The organism is Aquabacterium sp. T101, assembly GCF_057219775.1.
The window spans coordinates 26,211-47,326 of sequence record NZ_JBXVVZ010000001.1 but is presented as its reverse complement, the minus strand read 5'-3'; the positions used below and the strand labels follow the sequence as shown (position 1 = coordinate 47,326).

The 21,116-nt window shown below is 71.0% G+C and carries 19 protein-coding genes, 1 tRNA gene and 1 riboswitch; of the genes, 17 read left to right on the top strand and 3 right to left on the bottom strand.

Going from position 1 to position 21,116, the window contains the following annotated elements:
- The first annotated feature begins 7 nt into the window (after positions 1-7).
- The 14 genes from fdxA (at position 8) to AC2EAQ_RS00165 (ending at position 16,229) form a co-directional block, all read left to right on the top strand.
- Positions 8-331 (top strand): ferredoxin FdxA, encoded by a 324-nt coding sequence (gene fdxA / locus AC2EAQ_RS00230; protein ID WP_484639655.1) that lies wholly within the window; start codon positions 8-10, stop codon positions 329-331.
- Between the two features lie 10 nt (positions 332-341).
- A complete protein-coding gene (locus AC2EAQ_RS00225; protein ID WP_484639654.1) occupies positions 342-1,400 on the top strand; it encodes an NAD(P)/FAD-dependent oxidoreductase in 1,059 nt (352 codons plus the stop codon).
- A gap of 76 nt (positions 1,401-1,476) precedes the next feature.
- A riboswitch (TPP riboswitch) is annotated at positions 1,477-1,580 on the top strand.
- A gap of 75 nt (positions 1,581-1,655) precedes the next feature.
- Positions 1,656-3,749, top strand: a complete 2,094-nt coding sequence (locus AC2EAQ_RS00220) for a TonB-dependent siderophore receptor (protein ID WP_484639653.1) — start codon at positions 1,656-1,658, stop codon at positions 3,747-3,749.
- A 46-nt stretch (positions 3,750-3,795) separates the two neighbouring features.
- Positions 3,796-3,871, top strand: a tRNA-Asn gene (locus AC2EAQ_RS00215).
- Between the two features lie 123 nt (positions 3,872-3,994).
- The gene (locus tag AC2EAQ_RS00210; protein ID WP_484639652.1) at positions 3,995-4,282 is read left to right on the top strand and encodes a hypothetical protein; all 288 of its coding nucleotides are present in this window, start codon (positions 3,995-3,997) and stop codon (positions 4,280-4,282) included.
- Positions 4,283-4,546: 264 nt separating this feature from the next.
- Positions 4,547-7,249 carry a cation-translocating P-type ATPase gene (locus tag AC2EAQ_RS00205; RefSeq protein ID WP_484639651.1) on the top strand — a complete coding sequence of 901 codons (2,703 nt, stop codon included), beginning with the start codon at positions 4,547-4,549 and terminating at the stop codon, positions 7,247-7,249.
- A complete protein-coding gene (locus tag AC2EAQ_RS00200) occupies positions 7,246-8,247 on the top strand; it encodes a sodium:calcium antiporter (protein WP_484639650.1) in 1,002 nt (333 codons plus the stop codon). Before AC2EAQ_RS00205 ends, AC2EAQ_RS00200 begins: the two co-directional genes overlap by 4 nt.
- A 33-nt stretch (positions 8,248-8,280) precedes the next feature.
- On the top strand, positions 8,281-9,963 hold the full coding sequence (locus tag AC2EAQ_RS00195) for a cation:proton antiporter (RefSeq protein ID WP_484639649.1): 1,683 nt from the start codon (positions 8,281-8,283) through the stop codon (positions 9,961-9,963).
- Complete coding sequence (locus AC2EAQ_RS00190; protein ID WP_484639648.1) at positions 9,960-10,853, top strand: universal stress protein; 894 nt, start codon at positions 9,960-9,962, stop codon at positions 10,851-10,853. Before AC2EAQ_RS00195 ends, AC2EAQ_RS00190 begins: the two co-directional genes overlap by 4 nt.
- A gap of 119 nt (positions 10,854-10,972) precedes the next feature.
- Positions 10,973-11,680, top strand: a complete 708-nt coding sequence (locus tag AC2EAQ_RS00185; protein WP_484641126.1) for a dienelactone hydrolase family protein — start codon at positions 10,973-10,975, stop codon at positions 11,678-11,680.
- A gap of 74 nt (positions 11,681-11,754) precedes the next feature.
- Positions 11,755-13,185 carry an FAD-dependent tricarballylate dehydrogenase TcuA gene (gene tcuA, locus AC2EAQ_RS00180; protein ID WP_484639647.1) on the top strand — a complete coding sequence of 477 codons (1,431 nt, stop codon included), beginning with the start codon at positions 11,755-11,757 and terminating at the stop codon, positions 13,183-13,185.
- Positions 13,172-14,344, top strand: coding sequence for a tricarballylate utilization 4Fe-4S protein TcuB (gene tcuB / locus AC2EAQ_RS00175; RefSeq protein WP_484639646.1), 1,173 nt, complete (start codon positions 13,172-13,174; stop codon positions 14,342-14,344). Before tcuA ends, tcuB begins: the two co-directional genes overlap by 14 nt.
- A 25-nt stretch (positions 14,345-14,369) precedes the next feature.
- Positions 14,370-15,170 carry an NAD(+) diphosphatase gene (gene nudC / locus AC2EAQ_RS00170; RefSeq protein ID WP_484639645.1) on the top strand — a complete coding sequence of 267 codons (801 nt, stop codon included), beginning with the start codon at positions 14,370-14,372 and terminating at the stop codon, positions 15,168-15,170.
- A gap of 24 nt (positions 15,171-15,194) precedes the next feature.
- Entirely contained in the window at positions 15,195-16,229 is a 1,035-nt protein-coding gene (locus AC2EAQ_RS00165; RefSeq protein WP_484639644.1) for a VWA domain-containing protein, read from the top strand.
- Between the two features lie 8 nt (positions 16,230-16,237).
- Here the strand turns inward: AC2EAQ_RS00165 and AC2EAQ_RS00160 are convergent, their stop codons facing one another.
- From AC2EAQ_RS00160 to AC2EAQ_RS00150, 3 genes are read right to left on the bottom strand one after another with little or no spacing between them, the layout of a single operon-like run.
- Entirely contained in the window at positions 16,238-17,437 is a 1,200-nt protein-coding gene (locus AC2EAQ_RS00160; protein WP_484639643.1) for a UxaA family hydrolase, read from the bottom strand.
- The gene (locus tag AC2EAQ_RS00155) at positions 17,418-17,660 is read right to left on the bottom strand and encodes a UxaA family hydrolase (RefSeq protein WP_484639642.1); all 243 of its coding nucleotides are present in this window, start codon (positions 17,658-17,660) and stop codon (positions 17,418-17,420) included. Before AC2EAQ_RS00155 ends, AC2EAQ_RS00160 begins: the two co-directional genes overlap by 20 nt.
- 22 nt (positions 17,661-17,682) lie before the next feature.
- Positions 17,683-18,411, bottom strand: coding sequence for a GntR family transcriptional regulator (locus AC2EAQ_RS00150; RefSeq protein WP_484639641.1), 729 nt, complete (start codon positions 18,409-18,411; stop codon positions 17,683-17,685).
- 133 nt (positions 18,412-18,544) lie between these two features.
- Here AC2EAQ_RS00150 and AC2EAQ_RS00145 point away from each other — a divergent pair, with 133 nt between their 5' ends.
- Genes AC2EAQ_RS00145 through AC2EAQ_RS00135 form a run of 3 tightly spaced genes read left to right on the top strand, consistent with a single transcriptional unit; the run spans position 18,545 to position 21,113 of the window.
- Positions 18,545-19,261 (top strand): ABC transporter permease, encoded by a 717-nt coding sequence (locus AC2EAQ_RS00145; protein WP_484639640.1) that lies wholly within the window; start codon positions 18,545-18,547, stop codon positions 19,259-19,261.
- Positions 19,262-19,272: 11 nt separating this feature from the next.
- Positions 19,273-20,076 (top strand): ABC transporter ATP-binding protein, encoded by an 804-nt coding sequence (locus AC2EAQ_RS00140; protein WP_484639639.1) that lies wholly within the window; start codon positions 19,273-19,275, stop codon positions 20,074-20,076.
- Between the two features lie 20 nt (positions 20,077-20,096).
- Positions 20,097-21,113: an ABC transporter substrate-binding protein gene (locus tag AC2EAQ_RS00135; protein ID WP_484639638.1), complete on the top strand. Its 1,017-nt coding sequence runs from the start codon at positions 20,097-20,099 to the stop codon at positions 21,111-21,113.
- Positions 21,114-21,116: the final 3 nt, after the last annotated feature.

Below are 21,116 nucleotides of genomic sequence, written 5' to 3'. Positions count from 1 at the left end.
CACCGCAATGACCCACGTCGTCACCGAATCCTGCATCCGCTGCAAGTACACCGACTGCGTCGATGTCTGTCCCGTCGACTGCTTCCGCGAGGGCCCCAACTTCCTCGTGATCGACCCGGACGAGTGCATCGACTGCGCCGTGTGCATCCCCGAGTGCCCGGTCAACGCGATCCTGCCCGAGGAAGACGTGCCGCAGGACCAGATGAAGTTCATCCCGATCAATGCCGAGCTGGCCAAGAAGTGGCCCAGCATCACCAAGCGCAAGGCGCCGCAGCCCGACGCCGACGACTGGAAAGACAAGAAGGACAAGCTGGATCAGCTGATCCGGTGACCAGGAAACCATGACCACGACCATCGAGACCGACGCCGTCATCGTCGGCGCCGGCCCGGTGGGCCTGTTCCAGGTGTTCGAGCTGGGCCTGCTCGAGATCAAGGCCCACATCATCGATTCGCTCGCCTACCCCGGCGGCCAGTGCATCGAGCTCTATCCCGACAAGCCCATCTACGACATCCCGGCCGTGCCCGTGTGCACCGGCAAGGAACTGACGGACAACCTGCTCAAGCAGATCGAGCCGTTCGGCGCCACGTTCCATCTCGGCCAGGAGGTGAGCGTGGTGGAGAAGCAGGCCGACGGCCGCTTCTTCGTCGAGACGAGCAAGGGCACGCGCTTCCTCACCAAGACCATCTTCATCGCCGCCGGCGTGGGCGCCTTCCAGCCGCGCACGCTCAAGGTGGAGGGCCTGGACAAGTTCGACGGCTCGCAGCTCTTCTACCGCGTGCGCGACCCGGCGCAGTTCGCCGGCAAGAACCTCGTCATCGTCGGCGGCGGCGACTCCGCGCTCGACTGGACGCTGAACTTCGTGCAGGAAGGCCCGCACAAGGCCGAGAGCGTGATCCTGGTGCACCGCCGCGACGGCTTCAAGGCCGCACCGGCCAGCGTGGCGCGCATGAAGGAGCTGTGCGACGCCTACGAGATGCAGTTCATGGTGGGCCAGGTCACCGGCCTGGACGAGCGCGACGGCCGCCTCACGGCGGTCAAGGTCACCGGCGGCGACGGCGTCACGCGCGTCGTGCCGCTGGACATGCTGCTGGTGTTCTTCGGCCTGTCGCCCAAGCTCGGCCCCATCGCCAACTGGGGCCTGGAGATCGACCGCAAGCAGCTGGTGGTGGACACCGAGCGCTTCTCCACCAACGTGGAAGGCATCTTCGCCGTCGGCGACATCAACACCTACCCGGGCAAGAAGAAGCTGATCCTCAGCGGCTTCCACGAGGCGGCGCTGGCCGCGTTCGGCGCCGCGCCGATCATCTTCCCGGACAAGCGCATCCACCTGCAGTACACGACCACGAGCCCGAAGCTGCACAAGGTGCTGGGCGTGGAATCGCCCACCTTCGACGATTGAGAACCACCGAGAAATCGGTGTGACGACAAGGCCGCTCCGGCGGCCCTAGAATCCGTCTCGCCACGGCACGGTGCCGTGGCTCCGCTAGGGGTGCTGGCGGCCCGCAAGGGCCCCGGCTGAGAAAAACCCTTCGAACCTGACTGAGGTAATCCTCGCGCAGGGAAGCATGCCGAACCGCAAAGCACGCCACCGCCGCTTTCCGTTGTCCGCGCAGCCGACCTGCCATGGGTCGCCCGCTTCAACGCAAGGACGACGATGGCATTCCGACACACCCTGACGCCCGTGGCGCTGGCTCTGGCCGCGCTGGGCACCCACGCGCAGACGGCCGACCCGCAGCGCATCGTGATCACCGGGCGCAGCGAGCCCGCGCTGCCCGACGTGGCCGGCTTCGGCCCCGGCATCGACGCGCAGGCCGCGCCGCTGTCCGTGCGCACCGTGGACGACGCCGTGCTGCGCGACCGCGGCGTGCGCAGCCTGGCCGAGCTGGCGCGCATCGACGCCGGCGTGTCCGACGCCTACAACGCCGAGGGCTACTGGAGCCAGCTGTCGGTGCGGGGCTTCCGCCTCGACAACCGCGCCAACTACCGACGCGACGGCCTGCCGATCAACGCCGAGACCGCGCTGCTGCTCGACAACAAGGACCGTCTCGAGGTGCTCAAGGGCACCAGCGGCATGCAGGCCGGCACCAGCGCCCCCGGTGGCCTGGTGAACCTGGTGGTCAAGCGCCCGGTGGCGGCGCTGGCTGCGGGCCAGCTGTCCGTGCGCGACCATGGCGGCGTGCTCGTGGCCGCCGACTGGAGCCGGCGCCTGGGCGACGCGGCCAGCGGCCCGGGCCTGCGCGTCAACGCGATGCACGAGCGCCTGTCCCCGGCGCTGCGCGACGCCAAGGGCGAGCGCTGGATGCTCGCCCTGGCCGCAGACACCCGCCTGCCCGGCGGTGCGCTGCTCGAGGCCGAGGCCGAGGTGTCGCACCAGCGCCAGCCCAGCCAGTCGGGCTTCAGCCTGCTGGGCAGCGTGGTGCCCGACGCGCGCCGGGTGGACCCGCGCCTGAACCTCAACAACCAGCCCTGGTCGCTGCCCGTGGTGATGGACGGGCGCATCGCGTCGCTGCGCTGGACGCAGCCGCTGGCCGACGGCTGGACCGCCCGCGTGCATGCGATGGCGCAGCGCCTGCGCAGCGACGACCGCATCGCGTTCAACTACGGCTGCAGCGCGGACGGCAACTTCGACCGCTACTGCAGCGACGGCACGATGGACGTGTACGACTACCGCTCCGACGGCGAGCGCCGGCGCAGCGACGCCGTCGACGCCCAGCTCAGCGGCCGGCTGCAGGCGGCCGGCGCGATGCATCACCTGAGCGCCGGCGTGCTGGCCACCCGCTTTTCGGCCACGCTGCCGCCGCAGGCGTTCAACTACGCCGGCGTGGGCCGGGTGGACGGCAGCGTCGCGCTGCCCGCGGCACCGCTGCCGTTGTCCGACGCCGGCGGCCGCCGCGAGCGCAGCACCGAGTTCTACCTGCGCGACCGCGTGCAGCCGGGCGGCGCGTGGAGCGCCGCGACGCTGTGGTTCGGCCTGCGCCACACGCGACTGGACCGCGAGGCGCGGCAGGACTTCACCACGCCCTGGCTGGCGCTGGGCTGGCGCCTGGCCGACCGGACTCATGTCTACGCCAGCTGGGGCCAAGGTGTGGAGACCGAGGTGGCACCCGACCTGCCGCTCTACACCAACGCGGGCCGGCCGCTGCCCGCCCTGAAGAGCCGCCAGGCCGAGCTGGGCCTGCGCCATGCACAGGGCGCTCTGGACCTGGCCGCCACGCTGTTCTCGATCACGCGGCCCTACACCGGCGACAGCGGCACCTGTGACGTGGACGCGAGCTGCACCCGCACCACCGACGGCAGCGCGCGCCACCGCGGGCTGGAGCTGGCCCTGGGCTGGCGCAGCGGCCCGTGGCGATTGCAGGGCAGCGCGATGGCGCTGCATGCGCGCCGCGAAGGCGCAGCCGACCCCGCGCTCAACGGCCTGGCCCCCGTGAACGTGCCCTCGCGCAGCCTGCGCGCCGAACTGCAGCGCTCTCTCGGCGACGACCTGCAGCTGCTGGCCGCGCTGGTGCACGAGGGCCCGCGCGCCGCCCTGCCCGATCACAGCGCGTCGATCCCCGGCTGGACCCGCCTCGACCTCGGCGTGCGCGCCGAGCAGCGCTGGGGCGCCACGCGCGTGACCTGGCGCGCCGCGATCGACAACGCCACCGACCGCCGCGCCTGGCGCGAGGCCCCCTACGAGTTCGGCCACGCCTACCTGTACCCCCTGGCGCCGAGAAGCCTGCGATTGACCGCCCAGTTCCAGATCTAGCCCCCGGAAAGGCGACCCTGGAACGCCAGCTATAATGCGCGGCTATTCCCCGATAGCTCAGTCGGTAGAGCGCCGGACTGTTAATCCGTAGGTCCCTGGTTCGAGCCCAGGTCGGGGAGCCAAATTCCGAAGTCCCGAAGAGGCCCGCAACGCGAGAGCGCTGCGGGCCTCTCGCTTTTCCCGACCCTGCGTCGCCCATACCGTCACCTGGCGGCCCTTCCACACGACTTCACCGAGGCGACACCATGACCCAAGACCTTCACGCATCCCCGGCCGAGCAGGCCGCTGTCCTGGCCAACGGCCAGGACGCCAGGGCCGACAACCTCAAGGCGCTCGCCGACGTGGCGGCCCATGCCAGCCAGCAGCAGCAGGCCGATCACATCCGCGGCATCGTCGCCACGACGATGGCGCACATCGCGGCCGACGCGTCCCGGGCCACGCGCGACCACGCGGCGCAGTGGCAGGCCTGGGCGCTGGGCCTGCATGAGCTGGGGTCGTCGCGGGCGCCGACCACCGAACGCAGCAGCGACTAGGCCCCGGCGTCGCGCCCCCGTCGCGGCCTCACGTGGAGCCGGCTCGTGAGGGCCCGCCCCGAACGTTGATCTCCGTCAACTGCAGGCGGGGAACCGAGCGCCACGCTGTCGTCTCCATCTCTTGCGGATGGAGGAGACCACGATGACCAGGACCTCTCGCTCGCGGCGGCCCGTCTGCGCGGGCCACCCGAGCACGCGGTGTCGGTCCTCCGTCCATCGTCTGCCGTCGACGGACTGCACCAGGGCCATCCGGGAGTGCGGCGGATGACGGACAAGAAGTCCGACGCCCTGCAGCCCGTCTGGCACGCCCAGTCGATCGAGCATCTGCTTCGCCACTTCGAGCTCGACCCGCAGCGCGGCCTCGATGCCGCCGCGATACGCGACGCCCAGGCTCGGCATGGCCCCAACGCTCTGCCCGAGGTGCCTCCCAAGCCGTTCTGGCAGACCTTCGCACGGCAGTTCAGGAGCCCGCTGATCTACATCCTGTTCGTCGCCGCGGTGCTGGCGGTGGCGCTCGGACACTACGGCGATGCCGGGGTCATCCTCGCTGTGGTGCTGGTCAACGCCCTTATCGGCAGTTTCCAGGAGGGACGCGCCGAGCGGTCGATGGCCGCCCTGCGGCGGCTGTCGGCGCTGCACGTACGGGTACAGCGCGACGATGGTGAACGGGTCATCGAGGCACGCGAGCTGGTGCCCGGGGACATCGTGCTGCTCGCCGCAGGCGACGCGGTCGCTGCCGATGCACGCCTGGTCGAAGCGGCCCAACTGCAGGTGGCCGAAGCCGCACTCACCGGGGAGTCGGTGCCGGTCTCGAAGTCGGTGCTGGAGGTGCCGGAGGCCACCGGGTTGGCCGACCGCCACTGCATGGTGTACTCGGGCACCCACGTCACCGCCGGACGAGCGCGTGCCGTCGTCGTCGCCACCGGCGTCCACACCGAGGTCGGTCGCATCGCGGGGTTGACCGAACGAGCCGAGGAGCCCAGGACGCCGCTGGAGCTGCGGCTCGAACAGTTCGGTCGAGCGCTGGTCGTGGCGGCGCTGTGCCTGTTCGTGATGGTGGTGCTGCTGGGCCTTTGGCGCCAGCTGCCGCTGTCAGAGGTGCTGATGGTGGCCATCAGCCAGATGGTCTCGATGGTGCCCGAGGGCCTGCCGGTGGCGATGACGATCGCGCTGGCGGTCGGCATGCAGCGCATGGCCGAGCGCGGGGCGATCATCCGCCGGCTCTCGGCGGTGGAGACGCTGGGCTCCACCACCGTCATCTGCAGCGACAAGACCGGCACCCTCACCCGCAACGAGATGACGGCGGTGGCGCTGTGGCTGCCGGGTGGCCGGGAGATCGCCGTCGGCGGCATCGGGTACGTGCCCGAAGGCAGCCTGACCGAAGAAGCACGGCCCGCGGACGCAGCCGACCCGGCGCTGCGCGACCTGTGCGTGGCCGCTGCGCTGTGCAACGACGCCCAACTGCTGCCACCGGAGGATGGACGCGCGGGCTGGTCGGTGCTGGGCGATCCGACCGAGGGAGCGCTGCTGGTGCTGGCACGCAAGACCGGCCTCGCGATCGAGGGTCTGCGCCGTGACGCGCCGCGCGAGGCCGAGTTGCCCTTCGACAGCGACACCAAGCTGATGGCGACACGGCACCGCATGGCCGACGCGCCCCGCCGCGTGTGGATCAAGGGCGCCCCGGAAGCCGTGCTGCGCCTGTGTCCGGGCGCAGACGCCACGGCACTGCAGGCGGCGCGCAGCGCCGCCGAGAGCATGGCCATGCAGGCGCTGCGCGTGCTGGCCTTTGCCACCGTGGACGACGACAGGCTCGATCCGTCCGCCGGCTTCGATGCCCTGGTCGGGCGGGTTCGACTGCTCGGCCTGGTGGGGCAGATCGACCCGCCGCGCGAAGAGGTCCGGCGTTCGGTCGCCGAATGCCGTGCTGCCGGCATCCGTCCGATCATGGTGACGGGCGACCACAAGCTCACCGGCCTGGCCATCGCGCGCGAACTCGGCATCGCGCGCGACGGCGAACGTGCCGTCGACGGCGCCGAGCTCGAGCGCATGGGCGAGGCCGACCTTCGCGACGAGCTGCCGCGGATCGCCGTCTTCGCCCGCGTCCAGCCGGCGCAGAAGCTGCGCATCGTCGAGGCGCTGCAGTCGCGCGGCGAGGTGGTCGCGATGACCGGCGACGGCGTCAACGACGCGCCGGCGCTGGCGCGGGCCGACGTCGGCGTGGCGATGGGCATCACGGGCACCGAGGTCGCCAAGAGCGCCGCCAAGATCGTCATCACCGACGACAACTTCTCCACCATCGTCGGCGCCGTCCAGCAGGGACGCGTGGTCTACGCCAACCTGAAGAAAGTGATCCTCTACCTCTTCGCCACCTCGATGGCCGAGGTGCTGGTGCTTCTGCTGGCGCTGCTGGGCGGCTTTCCGCTGCCGCTGGCGGCGGTGCAGATCCTGTGGATCAACATCGTCACCGAGGGCACGGTGACGGTGAACCTGGTGATGGACCCGGCGGACGGCGACGAGATGCGCCGCGCGCCGGTGCCTCGCAACGACCGCCTGCTCGGCGCCGAGCTGCTCAAGCGCGTCACGCTGATGACGCCGTTGATCGCGGGCGTCACCTTCGGCTGGTTCGCCTGGCGGCTCGGCCAGGGCGCAGCCTTGGACATCGTGCGCACCGAGACCTTCACCGTGCTCGCGATGTGCCAGTGGTTCAACGTGCTCAACTGCCAGTCGGCGCGCGCCTCGGCACTCGGCCTGCGCATCGTGCGCAACCGGTGGCTGCTGGGCGGGCTCACGCTGTCGGTGCTGCTGCAGACCGTGGTGATCTACGCGCCGCCGATGAACGCGCTGTTCCACACCGTGCCGCTGCCGCTGCATTCGCTGCTGCCGCTGCTGGCACTGGCGAGCGTCGTGCTGTGGGCGGAAGAGGCACGCAAGCTCTGGGTTCGCACGGCGCGCAGGAGCCGCCCGTGAGCCTGGCCTGGCTGCTGCTCCAGTTCGCCGGCTGCGCCGCCCTGATCGCACGGGCGGGCTACGTGCTCAGCCGCAGCGCCGATGCGCTGGCCGACGCCCATGGCTGGGGGCGTGGCTGGGTCGGCCTTGCGCTGCTGGCCACCGTGACCTCGCTGCCCGAACTGGCCTCGGGGATCAGCGCGGTGGCCTTCGTCGACGCCCCCAACCTGGCCGTGGGCAATGCGCTCGGAGCCTGCGTTGTCAACCTGCTGTTCCTGGTCGTCGTCGACGCGCTGCAGCGCCGGCAGCCGATGTACCGCGAGGCCAGCGCGACGCATCTGCTGTCGGCCGGCTTCGGCGTCGTGATGCTGGGCCTGGTCGCCCTGAGCCTGCTCACCGGCACCCGCGCGCCAGCCGTGCTGCATGTCGGTGTCTACAGCCCACTGCTGCTGGCGCTGTACCTGCTGGCGCTCAAGGCAGTGCATGCGCACGAGCGCCGGGCGCGGGTCGCCGAGGCAACACGCCCACCCGCACCGGCCGGGGCGACCCGCCGCGAGTGGCGACGATTCGGCGTCGCTGCGCTGGTCGTGGTGGCCGCCGGCAGCTGGCTGCCCCAGGCGGCCGACGGGCTGGCCACGTCGCTCGGCCTGTCGCGCAGCTTCGTCGGCACTGTCCTGATGGCCGTCGTGACCACGCTGCCGGAGATGGCCGTGACGCTCGGCGCCCTGCGACTTGGCGCGCTGGACATGGCGATAGGCAACCTGCTGGGCAGCAACCTCTTCAACGTCGCGATCCTGGCGGTGGACGATGCGTTCTACGTCCGTGGCCCGTTGCTTGCCGATGCCGCGGCCGTGCACACCGGCACCGCCGTCACCGCCCTGGTCATGACGGGGCTCGTGATCATCGGCCTGCTGATGCGACCGCAGGGGCGTACCTTGCGAACGGTCAGCTGGATCAGTGTCGGTCTGGCCGCGACGTATGTCGTCAACGCGGCGCTGGTCTACCTGGGCGAGGTCTGAGCGCCCGCAAGCACGAACGCCCACCACACTCTCATGCACGGACCGTTCTCCGAATTCGCATTGCTGCTGCTGGTCTGCGCGCTGGCCGGCGCCATGTTCGTGCGCCTGCGCCAGCCGGTGCTGATTGCCTACATCGTCGTGGGCATCGCGGTGGGTCCCGCCGGCTTCGGGCTCGTGACGGCGCACGACCAGATCGACCTGCTCGCCCAGATCGGCGTGGCGGTCCTGCTCTTCGCCGTGGGCCTGAAGCTCGACCTGCACCATGTGCGCCACATCGGCCCGGTGGCGCTCGCCACCGGTCTGGGGCAGCTCACATTCACCATCGTGATCGGCTTTGCGCTGATCCTCGCGCTGGGCAAAGGTCCGCTGGAGGCTCTGTACGTGGCCGTGGCGCTGACGTTCTCCAGCACCATCATCATCGTCAAGCTGCTGTCGGACAAGCGCGAACTCGACAGCCTGCACGGCCGCATCGCGGTGGGCTTCCTGATCGTCCAGGACCTGGCGGTCGTCATCGCGATGATGGCCATGAGTGCGCTGCGCGGAACGGGCGCCGGTGACGCCGGCGCGGACAGCGCGGACTGGCTGGACATCCTGATGTCCCTGGGCTGGCGCCTGGGCGCAGCCGCCATGGCGATGTTCGTGCTCATGCGCTGGGTGTTGCCGGCGATCGTCTCGGCCATGGCGCGCTCGCAGGAACTGCTGCTGGTGTTCGCCGTTGCCTGGGGCGTGGCGCTCGCCGCCCTGGGCGAGTGGGCCGGCTTCAGCAAGGAGGCGGGCGCGTTCCTGGCTGGCTTCTCGCTGGCCTCCACGCCGTATCGCGAAGCGATGAATGCGCGGCTGACCGGCATCCGCGACTTCCTGCTGCTGTTCTTCTTCATCGACCTGGGCGCCAAGCTCGAGCTCTCGGCCCTGGGTGCCGAGGTGGTGCCCGCCATCGTGCTGTCGCTGTTCGTGCTGATAGGCAACCCGCTGATCGTCATGATCATCATGGGCGGCATGGGCTACCGTCGGCGCACGAGCTTCATGGCCGGCCTGACGGTGGCACAGATCAGCGAGTTCTCCATCGTCTTCGTGGCCATGGGCATCACGCTAGGTCATGTGGGCGTGCAGGCTCTGAGCCTGACCACGCTGGTGGGGCTGGTGACGATCACGGCGTCCACCTACATGATCCTGTATGCACAGCCGCTGTACGAGCGGTTGGCGCCATGGTTGCGCATCTTCGAGCGCCGTCAGCCCCACCGCGAAGCGCTTGACGCGCCAGCCGACGCACCCGGTCCCGACGCCATCGTCATCGGCCTGGGCCGCTACGGGCGGCGACTGGCGCACAAGCTGCAGGACGAAGGCGTGCGTGTGCTCGGTGTGGACTTCGACCCCGAGGTCGTGCGGGCGCCGGCACCCGGCGCACTGGATGTTCGCTTCGGTGACGCACAGGACCCCGAGTTCCTTGAGTCGCTGCCCCTGTCCCGAACGCCCTGGGTCGTGAGCACCATGCCGGACCTGGACTCCAACCGGCACTTGCTGCACGCCCTCACCTCGCGCGGCTACAGCGGTGACCTGGCCATCGTTGCGCGCGACGACGCCACAGGGGCTGCTCTCAAGCGAGCCGGAGTCCCGATCGTGCTCTACCCTGTGCGCAACGCGGTGGACTTTGCCGTCGAGCATCTCAGCGAACTGATGCGATCCGCACGAACCACGTCCGACAAGGAGGCCCCATGAGCCGTCTCGGCCCGATCCTCGCCGCCACCGACTTCTCGGCCCCGGCCCGCCACGCTGCTGAACGTGCCGCGCTCGTGGCGCAGGAAACCGGTGCCCCACTGACGCTGATGCATGTGCTGCCGGGTGACGCGCTGCAGGAGCTTCGCCATTGGCTGGGCACCGGTCATTCGGTGGAACAGCGGCTGCACGACGAAGCGCATCGCGAGCTGGTCGCCCTGCTTTCGGAGCTGCAGACGCGCCGGCAGGTGAGCCCGCAGGTGGTGCAAGCCAGCGGGTCCGTGCTGGACGAGATCCGCCGGGAGGCCGAGGCGATGGATGCCGCCTTGCTGGTGCTGGGTGCCCGAGGGGCCGGCTTCCTGCGCCGCATGGTGCTCGGCAGCACGTCCGAGCGGCTGCTCCGACGCACCACGCGGCCCCTGCTGGTGGTTCGACAGACACCGCACGAACCCTACCGACGGGTGCTGGTCGCCCTGGACTTCTCACCCTGGTCCCCGCAGGCCGTCACGCTGGCGCGGCGGCTGGCACCCCAGGGGAAGCTGATGCTCTTCAATGCCTACCAGGTGCCGTTCGAGGAGAAGCTGCACTTCGCCGGAGTCGATGCCGCAACCATCGACACCTACCGGCGGCAGGCTCACGCCGATGCCACCCGGCGCGTGCACGCGCTGGCTGCCGCGAGCGGCCTGAAGCCTGGCGAGTGGGAACCCTGCGTCGTCGAAGGCGAGGCGTCGCAGCGGATCGTCGAGCACGAGCAGGAGAAGGACTGCGATCTCGTCGTGCTCGGCAAGCATGGCCAGTCGGCCACCGAGGATCTCCTGCTGGGCAGCGTCAGCAAGCATGTGCTGGCCGAGGGCAGCACCGATGTGCTGGTCTCCACGGCGCGCGACGCCTGAGTGGCGCTGTCGGTGCCGTCCGCCTCCTGAACGAGGTTCCGGCGGCTGCAGGATGAACGCACAATGCCACGCATCCCCGCCGACGGCCCTGCCCCATGACCACCACCCCACCCTCGCCCCTGCGCACCGACTGGATCAGCGTCGCCGTCGGCCCTGACCGCATGGACGCCTACCTCGCCCTGCCGCCGGCCGGCCGCGGGCCGGGGCTGCTGCTGCTGCAGGAGATCTTCGGCGTCAACGAGCACATCCGCGGCGTGGCCGACCAGTGGGCGCTGGCGGGCTTTTGCGTGCTCGCGCCGGACCTGTTCTGGCGCCAGGAGCGCCGCGTGCAGCTCGGCTACGTGGGCGCCGAGCGCGACCGCGGCATCGCGCTGATGCAGACCGTGACGCGCGACGACGCCGTGGCCGACCTGCGCGCCAGCGTGTCGGCGCTGCGCGCGCTGCCGCAGTGCACGGGGCCGGTGGGCGCCATCGGCTACTGCATGGGCGGCCGGCTGGCGTTCACCGCCGCGGCCACCTGCGACGTCGACGCCGCGGTCTGCTACTACGGCGGCGGCATCGCGAAGCAACTCGACCTGGCCGCGTCGATCCGCTGCCCGGTGCAGTTCCACCATGCCGGGCATGACGCGAGCATCCCGCCCGAGGCCGTCGCCGCAGTGAAGCAGGCGATGGCCGGCGCGCCGGCCGGGGCGCAGGCGCAGTTCCACGACTATCCCGGCGCGGAACACGGCTTCAACTGCTGGGCTCGGCAGACCTACCATCCCGCCAGCGCGGCGCGGGCGCTGGGCCGCAGCCTCGTGTTCCTGGCGGACGCGCTGTTCCGCTAGACCGGGCCGGGACCGCCCCGCGGGCGGCGCTACAGTCGTGCCGGGGCCAACGCCCCGGGTCGCGGAGGACACGCTTGATCGACGTGCTCGTCATTGGCGGCGGCAATGCCGCCCTGTGCGCCGCGCTGATGGCGCGCGAGGCCGGCGCCAGCGTGCTGCTGCTGGAAAGCTCGCCGCGCGAATGGCGCGGCGGCAACTCGCAGCACACGCGCAACCTGCGCTGCATGCACGACGCACCGCAGGACGTGCTGGTGGACGCCTATCCGGAAGAGGAGTTCTGGCAGGACCTGCTCAAGGTGACCGGCGGCCGCACGGACGAGGCCCTCGCGCGCCTGGTGATCCGGGCGTCCTCGACCTGCCGGCCCTGGATGCGACGCCACGGCGTGCGCTTCCAGCCGTCGCTGTCGGGCGCGCTGCACACCGCGCGCACCAATGCGTTCTTCATGGGCGGCGGCAAGGCCCTGGTCAATGCCTACTACCGCAGCGCCGAGGCGCTGGGCGTGCAGGTGCGCTACGACAGCCCGGTGCACGGCCTGCGCCTGCACGACGGCGACTTCGTCGCAGCCCGGGTGGGCACCGAGGAGATCGCGGCGCGCAGCTGCGTGCTGGCCGCCGGCGGCTTCGAGTCGAACATTCCGTGGCTGCGCGAGGCCTGGGGCGTCGACGCGCAGGGCCGCAGCCCGGCCGACAATTTCCTGATCCGCGGCACGCGCTTCAACACCGGGGAGCTGCTGCGCTTCATGCTCGACGCCGGTGCCGACGCCGTGGGCGACCCGACGCAGGCGCACATGGTGGCCATCGACGCGCGCGCGCCGCTGTACGACGGCGGCATCTGCACGCGCATCGACTGCGTCTCGCTCGGCATCGTGGTCAACCGCGACGCGGTGCGCTTCTACGACGAGGGCGAGGACTTCTGGCCCAAGCGCTATGCCATCTGGGGCCGCCTCGTGGCCCGCCAGCCGGAGCAGATCGCCTACTCGGTGATCGACGCCAAGGCCGTGGGCCGCTTCATGCCGCCGGTGTTTCCCGGCGTGCGCGCCGACACCCTGCCGACCCTGGCCCGCGCCCTCAACCTGGACGAAGCCCGCTTCGTGCAGACGGTGCAGGCCTACAACGCGGCCTGCCGGCCCGGCACCTTCGACCACACCACGCTCGACGACTGCCGCACCCAGGGCCTGGAGCCGGCCAAGACGCACTGGGCCCGGCCGATCGACACCCCGCCGTTCTTCGGCTACGCGGTGCGGCCGGGCGTCACCTTCACCTACCTGGGCCTGAAGACCGACACCCGCGCGCGCGTGCACTTCGGCGGCCGGCCGAGCCGCAACCTCTTCGTGGCCGGCGAGATGATGGCGGGCAACGTGCTCGGCCAGGGCTACACCGCGGGCGTGGGCATGTCCATCGGCACCGCCTTCGGCCGCATCGCCGGCGTGCAGGCGGCAGCCGCACTCGGCCTGCGCCACCCCGACCCGGCGCAACACGCGCAGACCGACCATGCCGTCGCTTGAGGCCCTGACGCGCGAGGCCGCCGCCCTCGGCGCCAACGAGCGGCCGCCGCAGAACGCCGACGCGGCGGAAGCCGAGGTCGCCCGCGTGCTGCAGATCTGCAATGCCTGCCGCTACTGCGAAGGCTTCTGTGCCGTGTTCCCGGCCATGACGCGCCGGCTCGAGTTCCCGCGTGCCGACGTGCACTACCTGGCCAACCTGTGCCACCAGTGCGGCGCCTGCCTGCACGCCTGCCAGTACGCCCCGCCGCACGCGTTCGCCGTCAACGTGCCGCAGGCGATGTCGCGCGTGCGCGTGAACACCTATGCCACCTACGCCTGGCCTGCCGCGCTGGGCGGCCTGTACCGCCGCAACGGCCTGGTGGTGGCCGTGGTGCTGGCACTGGCACTGACGCTGTTCCTGGCGCTCGCGGCCGCGGCCACGGGCAGCCTGTACGCCCCGGTGCGCGACCCGTCGGCGTTCTATGCGGTGTTCCCGCACGGCACGATGGTCGCGATGTTCCTGCCGGTGTTCGCCTTTGCGATGGTGGCCCTGGCCGTCGGCGTGGCGCGCTTCTGGCGCGTGGCCGGGGACGGCCCGGTCAGCGCGCCCGCCGCCGCGCAGGCGGCGCACGACGCGCTGACGCTGCGCTACCTGGACGGCGGCCACGGCGACGGCTGCAACGAGGACAGCGACCGCTTCACGCTGTCGCGCCGCCGCTTCCATCACCTCGCGTTCTACGGCTTCGGCCTCTGCTTCCTGTCCACGGCCGTGGCCACGCTGTACCACTACCTGCTGGCGCGCCCGGCCCCCTATGCCTTCGACACCCTGCCCAAGCTGCTCGGCATGGTCGGCGGCACGGCGCTGCTGATCGGCAGCGCGGGGCTGCTGGCGCTGAGCCTGCGCCGCCACGCGCTGCAGCGCGACCCGTCGCAGCGGCCGATGGACCTCGGCTTCATCGGCCTGCTGCTGTGGATCGCCGCCACCGGCCTGGCCCTGCCCTTCCTGCATGCGTCCGCCGCCATGACCGTGGTGCTGTGCCTGCACCTGGGCGGCGTGATGGCCCTGTTCCTGACGCTGCCGTACGGCAAGTTCGCCCACGCGGCCTACCGGTCGGCGGCCCTGCTCAAGTGGGCGATCGAGCGCCGCAAGCCCGGCACGCTGCGGCTCGGCGACGACTGACACACGCTGGCCGTAGACTGCACCCGTGATCTACGAACCGGCCGTCGTCCACCCCGGTACGCACACCGAACTGGCGTGGACCTTCGCCTTCGTCGAAGGCCAGCTGCTGCTGCGCGACGGCGAGGACCTGCCGTCGCCCAGCGCACTGCCCGAAGCCGCCGTGCGCCACTACCTCGGCCGCCTGGGCGGGCTCGATGCCTGGGCGCTGGGCCTCGACGCCGAGCCGCCGGGCTGGCGCCGCGTGCCGTTGCGCAGCGCCATGATGGCCATGCCGGCCCCGCACATGGGCCTGGCGTCGCGCGCGGCACAGCTCGTCGAATGGGACCGCACGCACCGCTTCTGCGGCGTGTGCGGCACGGCCACCGACACCGTCGGCCACGAGCGCGCGCGGCGCTGCCCGGCGTGCGGGCACCTGGCCTACCCGCGCGTCACGCCGGCGATGATGGTGCTGGTGTGGCGGCCCGGCGAGGTGCTGCTCGCGCGCTCGCCACGCTTCCCGCCGGGGGTCTACAGCGCCCTGGCCGGCTTCGTCGAGGCCGGCGAGACGATCGAGCAGTGCGTCGTGCGCGAGACGGCCGAGGAGGTCGGCGTGCAGGTCGACGGCCTGCGCTACAACGGCAGCCAGAGCTGGCCCTTCCCCCACAGCCTCATGGTGGCCTTCACCGCGCGCTGGAGCGGCGGCGACATCGTGCCGCAGGAAGGCGAGATCGAGGACGCGCGCTGGTTCGCGCTCGACGCCTTGCCCTCGATCCCGCCGCGGTTCAGCATCTCCGGTCACCTGATCCGCGACACGGTGCAGGCGCTGGCGGACGGCCGCGCTCCCTGAACCTGCCGGCCCACGCCGCCCGCCATGCAGTTCCTCTGGCCCGAGTTGCTGTGGTGCCTGGCGTTGCTGCCGCTGTTGGCGCTGCTGTACCGGCGGCGCATGCAGCGCCGCGCGTCGACGCCGCCGCTGCCGGCGCTGCGCGTCGTGGGCGGCGGCCCGCGCTGGCAGCGGCATGTGCCCCCCGCCCTGTTCCTGACCGCCCTGGCGCTGGTGCTGCTGGCCCTGGCGCGGCCGACGGCGCCGGTGGCGCTGCCCTGGTCCCGGTCGACCATCCTGCTGGCGATGGACATCTCGCGCAGCATGCGCGTGGGCGACGTGCAGCCCAGCCGGATGGTGGCCGCGCAGGCGGCGGCCAAGGCCTTCCTGGCCGAGGTGCCGCGGCACATCGAGGTCGGCCTCGTCACCTTCGCGGGCACCGCCCAGGTGGCGCAGCGCGCCACCGTCGACCGCCCCGCGCTCGTCGGCGCCATCGACGCGATCCAGATGCAGTACGGCACCGCCATCGGCAACGCGATCGTGGTCAGCCTGGCCGAGCTGTTCCCCGACCACGGCCTGGACGTGGGCGAAATGACCTTCGGCGCACGCGGCCTGCCGCGCGGCCTGGACGACAAGGCCGGCAAGGGCAAGCCGCCGCCGAAGGAGATCGCGCCGGTGCCGCCCGGGTCGTTTGAGTCGGCCGCGATCATCCTGCTCAGCGACGGCCGTCGCACCGTGGGCGTGGACACGCTGGAGGCCGCGAAGCTGGCCGCCGACCGCGGCGTGCGCATCTACGTGGTGGGCCTGGGCACGCCGGACGGCCATGCCGCCATGGGCGAAGGCATGGGCATGTTCCTGCAGCTCGACGAGCCCACGCTGCGCCTGGTGGCGCAGATCACCGGCGGCGAGTACCACCATGCCGCCAGCGCCGAGGCGCTGCGCACGGTCTACCAGAAGCTGGGCTCGCGGCTGCAGGTGAGCCAGCGCGACACCGAACTGACCGCGCTGCTGTGCCTGCTGGCGGCCTGCGTGCTGGCCACGGGCGCGGGACTGTCGCTGCGCTGGTACGGGCGTGTGGCCTAGCCCCGCGGTCAGAACGTCGGCAGCATGCGCGGCACGATGAACTGACCCTCGCCCCAGCGTTCGGTGTGCGTTGCTGCGCCGTCTGCGACGCGCCGGACGACCCCGCCAAGGCGGTCGGCCGCCGTGTCGAGCGAGATGCGGCCTTCGATCAGGTCGGCCAGCGCCACGTCGATGCCATCCGGCCAGTCGCGCAGGGTGTCCGGGTTGCCGCACACCTTCACCGTGGGCGCCAGCGGATTGCCGGAAGGATTGAACACACCCATCGCGAACAGCGTGAGCTGCGCACCGGCGGCCACCATGCCGGTGATCGAGCAGGGACTGAAGAACGGCGTGTCCATGAAGTGCAGGCCCGGCTGCGCGGGGCACTCGCCGAAGTCCAGGCAGCCGACGAAGCGAGCATCGCCGATCTTGCACACGGCGCCCATGGTCTTTTCCACCAGCGTCGTCAGGCCCGCGTCGATGTTCTCCGCCGTGGGGTTGACGCCGCGATAGTGGTCACCGTCGCCCGCCATGCGCGCCTCGGTGGCGGCGATGCACCTGACGATCGCCTCGGCCACCTCGGGCCGGGCCGACTGGGCGCGCACCACGGCCTCGCCGCCGATGAACTCGGCTGTCTCCGACACGATGACCCGTGCCCCCAGCGCCACCGCCCGGTCGACGAAGCGGCCGATGGCGGGGTTGGCGCACACCGCACTGGAAGCGTCCGAGCCGCCGCACTCGAGGGCGAAGGTCAGCGACGACAGCGGGCAGAGCACGCGTTGCGCCCCGCGCAGAGCCAGCGCCGCCCGCGCCAGCGCTTCGGCAGTGCGGTCGATCGCGCGCTGCACGCCCAGGCTGTCCATCAGCGCGAGCACCTCGACCGGCCGGCCGCATCCGGCCAGCCGCTCCTGCCAGGCGCGCGCAGCGCGACGGTCGTGGCACAGCACCACCGCGGCGCCGACGTTCGGATGTGTCGCCAGCTGCGCAAGCACCTGATCCAGCAGGCGCGCGTCGGGCGCCTGCAGCCCGCGCTGGAACTCACCGCGCACCAGCAGCGCGGGCGCATCGCCCGGCTCGCGGCGGGCGTCGTGCTGGGCGGCAGCCAGTTCGGCCGTGCGGTTGGTCAGGGCCACCGTGGACACCAGCGCCAGGTGGTTGCGCACGCCCACGCGCCCGTCGCTGCGGACGTAGCCGTGGAACGTCGAGTCGTCAACGGCAGTTGTGGACATGCACATGGGCTCCGGCCGGGATCGGCTCGGTGGCCACGCCGATCGCGACACCGTACTTGACCACCGCCTCGCCTTGGTCGATGGGCCGCAGGGCCACCTTGTGGCCGAAGGGCACCGCGGCCAGCAATGGCAGCCCGTCGCGCGTGACCGGATCGTCGACCCGGGAGTCCAGCAAGGTGGCGACGTTGTCGTGCGGATGAACCGTCAATGCGATGCGCGGCATGGTGGGGATCAGCGGGCCTCGCTCAGACCTTGAGGTCCATCTGGAAGCGGATGAAGTCCGCCCGGTAGGCGATCTCGGCCACGTAAACCACGCGCTGGTCGGCGTCGCGGAACACGCGCACCACCTCGGCCACGGCGGAGTTCACGGGCATGCCGAGCAGGCGCGCCGTCTCGACGTCGGCCGCCGAGATGCGCAGGGTCTGGTGCGCATGGGCGATCTTCACCTGCGGCAGCTCCACCAGCACCGGGATGATCGTCTCCTTGCGGAAGCGCTTCGGGGCGAGCCGGAAGATCTGCTCGTCGAGGTGGATCGAGATCACGCAGTAGGGCTCGCCGTCGCGCGAGTGGACGCGCCGCAGGTGACGGTAGGCCGCCGCCGGCGTGCCCCACTCGCGGGCCGCCTGCGGCGGCTCGGTGCGGCGTTCGTCGATCAGGCTCAGGGTCGGCTTGTCGCTGCGGTAGGCCTCGGCCAACGCCGCGAGCGAGGTCTCCAGGCGCAGCGTGCGCCCCGCGGCGGCGCGGTCGCGCACCAGCGTGCCGCGGCCGCGCCCGACGTCGACCCACCCTTCGCGCGCCAGGATGCCCACGGCCTGCCGGGCGGTGACGCGCGCCACGTCGAACTCGGTCATCAGGTCCTCGAGCCGCGGCAGGCGTTCGCCGGGCTTCCACTGGCCCTTCTCGATGCGCTGGCGCAGCAGCTGCGCCAGCCTCGCATAGCGGGGCACGGGATCGGCCGGATCCAGCACGGTCATCGGGAAAACCTGGGATGAACTTTAAAGTTCCAACAATAGTATCTAGTCTCCGAGAAACATCAACCGGTCGGAGTCCCCCATCGCCGCTCGCCTGCGTCATCTGGGCCTGGTCCTGCTGCCCTGGTGCATCCTCGTGCTGCTGTGGCACGCGGTGGCGGTGTCGGGGCTGGTCAACGCCGGCCTGATGCCCACGCCATGGCAGGTGGCCACGAAGCTGTGGCAGCTGCTCACCACCGACCGCCTGGCCATCGACATCCTGCGCTCGACGCAGCGCGTCACGATCGGCGTCGCGCTGGGCATCCTGGTGGCGGTGCCGGTGGGCTTCCTGATCGGCTGGTACAAGGGCGTGAGGACCTTCCTCGACCCGCTGATCAACTTCTTCCGGGCGCTGCCGCCGATCGCGCTGATCCCGCTCGTGGTGGTGTACTTCGGCATCGACGAGCCGGCCAAGGTCATCATCCTCTTCTACGCGAGCTTCTTCGCCGGCGTGATCGTCATGTACGAGGGCGTGGCGCAGATCAGCCCGATCTTCATCAAGGTGGCCCGCACCCTGGGCGCCAACGATGCCGAGATCTTCGTGCGCGTGATCGTGCCGATGACCACGCCGCACATCCTCACCGCGCTGCGGGTCGCGCTGGGCGTGGCCTGGGCCACGCTGGTGGCGTCGGAACTGGTCGCGGCGCAACACGGCCTGGGCGCGCTGATCCAGAGCGCCGGATCGTTCTTCCAGATCGACGTCATCTACGTCGGCATCGTCTGCATCGGCGCGGTCGCGCTGAGCATGGACCTCGCCTTGCGCGCCCTGACCCGCCGGCTGATCCGCTGGCAGGACCGGGTCGAGGGCCACTGAGGCCGGCACCGATGGACACCACCCGCATCGTCTTCGACCACGTCTCGGTCGACTTCCCCACCGACCAGGGGCCGCTGCGCGTCGTTGACGACGTGTCCTTCAGCGTGCGCGAGAAGGACTTCATCTGCATCGTCGGCCCCTCGGGCTGCGGCAAGACGACCCTGATGAACATCGTGGCCGGCTTCGTGCAGCCCACGGCCGGCAGCGTCGCGCTGGACGGCCGCCCCATCACCGGTCCGGGCCGCGACCGTGGCGTGATCTTCCAGGAGTACGGCGTCTTCCCCTGGCTCACGGTGGAACAGAACATCCTGTTCGGTCTGCGCCTGCGCAGCAGCAAGGTGCCCTCGTCGCAGCACCCGGAGATCTGCCGCCGCTACCTCGACCTGATGGGTCTGGGCGACTTCGCGCGGGCGTTCCCGAAGACCCTGTCGGGGGGCATGCGCCAGCGCCTGGCCATCGCCCGTGCCTACGCCGCCCAGCCCGAGTTCCTGCTGATGGACGAGCCCTTCGGCGCCCTGGACGCGCAGACGCGCTCCAAGATGCAGAACCTGCTGCTGGAAGTGCTCGAACGCGAGGGCAAGACGGTGGTGATGATCACGCACTCGGTGGACGAGGCCGTGTACCTCGCGTCGCGCATCGTCGTGGTCACGGCGCGCCCGGCGCGCATCAAGGAAGTCATCGAAGTGCCCTTCGGCTATCCGCGCCACGAGGGCCTGCACGAAACCCCGGAGTTCGGGGCCCTCAAGGCCCACGTTCGCGACCTCGTCATGGCGGAGTACGAGGCCCAGCAGAAGCTCGGATCCGCCGCCCCTTGAAACGTCCTCAGGAGACAGCCATGGACAGGAACTTCCACCCCCGCCGCCGGACCCTCGTGGCCGCCGGCCTGGCCAGCGTCGGCCTGGCCGGCATCGGCGCCCCCGCGATCGCTCAGCAGCGCACCCGCATCCGCATCGGCTACGTCGACACGCTCGCCGTCACCGGCCAGCTGTGGACCGGCATGCATCGAGGCCACTGGGCCAAGGAAGGCCTGGAGTTCGACCCGGTCAAGTTCAACACCGGCCTGGATCTGTTCAACGCCATGATCGGCGGCAGCCTCGACATGCTGAGCACCGGCGCGGTGATCTCCAACTTCCCCGCGCGCGGCCAGGGCAAGGCCTTCCTGATCAACAACATCGAGTTCGCCACCGCGCAGTTGTGGATCCGCGAGGACCAGGGCGTGAAGACCTGGGCCGACCTGAAGGGCAAGAAGATCTCCACCACGCTGGGCACCACCGCGCACGTGTTCCTGGACGCCGCGTTGCGCGCCAACGGCCTGGACCCGGCCAAGGACGTGGAACTCGTCAACCAGGGCATGGCGGTGGCGGTGACCAGCTTCATCTCCGGCGCCGTGCCGGCCGTGGCGCTGTGGGTGCCGTTCAACATCCAGGTGCGCCAGCGCGTGCCCACGGCCCGGATGCTCGTCGACGCGTCGGCCTACTTCCCCAAGTCGGCCATCGTCGGCGGCTGGGCCACGCGGGCCGACTACTACGAGAAGAACCGCGCGATCCTGGCGCAGGTGGTGCGGGGCTGGGCGGCGTCCAACGACGACCTCATCCGCGACTCGGCCAACATCCTGCCCGTGATCCAGGAGAAGAACTACGCGCAGGTGCCCCTGGCCGAACTGCAGGAGCAGTTCAAGGCATCCAAGTACTACACGTCGGCCGAGTGGCACAAGCTCTACCAGGACGGCACCGCCCTGGGTTGGCTGCAGCAGGTGACGGACTTCTACGTCCGCTTCGGCGGCATCCAGAACCCGGTGCCGGCCCGCACGTACTTCGACACCAAGCTGCTGGTCGACAACGTCAAGACCTGAGCC

What these genes read in the sequence shown, in the direction of transcription:
- fdxA (WP_484639655.1), top strand. Translation starts at nt 8, where the DNA reads ATGACCCACGTCGTCACCGAATCCTGCATCCGCTGCAAGTACACCGAC.
- AC2EAQ_RS00225 (WP_484639654.1), top strand. Translation starts at nt 342, where the DNA reads ATGACCACGACCATCGAGACCGACGCCGTCATCGTCGGCGCCGGCCCG.
- AC2EAQ_RS00220 (WP_484639653.1), top strand. Translation starts at nt 1,656, where the DNA reads ATGGCATTCCGACACACCCTGACGCCCGTGGCGCTGGCTCTGGCCGCG.
- AC2EAQ_RS00210 (WP_484639652.1), top strand. Translation starts at nt 3,995, where the DNA reads ATGACCCAAGACCTTCACGCATCCCCGGCCGAGCAGGCCGCTGTCCTG.
- AC2EAQ_RS00205 (WP_484639651.1), top strand. Translation starts at nt 4,547, where the DNA reads ATGACGGACAAGAAGTCCGACGCCCTGCAGCCCGTCTGGCACGCCCAG.
- AC2EAQ_RS00195 (WP_484639649.1), top strand. Translation starts at nt 8,281, where the DNA reads ATGCACGGACCGTTCTCCGAATTCGCATTGCTGCTGCTGGTCTGCGCG.
- AC2EAQ_RS00190 (WP_484639648.1), top strand. Translation starts at nt 9,960, where the DNA reads ATGAGCCGTCTCGGCCCGATCCTCGCCGCCACCGACTTCTCGGCCCCG.
- tcuB (WP_484639646.1), top strand. Translation starts at nt 13,172, where the DNA reads ATGCCGTCGCTTGAGGCCCTGACGCGCGAGGCCGCCGCCCTCGGCGCC.
- AC2EAQ_RS00165 (WP_484639644.1), top strand. Translation starts at nt 15,195, where the DNA reads ATGCAGTTCCTCTGGCCCGAGTTGCTGTGGTGCCTGGCGTTGCTGCCG.
- AC2EAQ_RS00160 (WP_484639643.1), bottom strand. Translation starts at nt 17,437, where the DNA reads ATGTCCACAACTGCCGTTGACGACTCGACGTTCCACGGCTACGTCCGC.
- AC2EAQ_RS00155 (WP_484639642.1), bottom strand. Translation starts at nt 17,660, where the DNA reads ATGCCGCGCATCGCATTGACGGTTCATCCGCACGACAACGTCGCCACC.
- AC2EAQ_RS00150 (WP_484639641.1), bottom strand. Translation starts at nt 18,411, where the DNA reads ATGACCGTGCTGGATCCGGCCGATCCCGTGCCCCGCTATGCGAGGCTG.
- AC2EAQ_RS00140 (WP_484639639.1), top strand. Translation starts at nt 19,273, where the DNA reads ATGGACACCACCCGCATCGTCTTCGACCACGTCTCGGTCGACTTCCCC.
- AC2EAQ_RS00135 (WP_484639638.1), top strand. Translation starts at nt 20,097, where the DNA reads ATGGACAGGAACTTCCACCCCCGCCGCCGGACCCTCGTGGCCGCCGGC.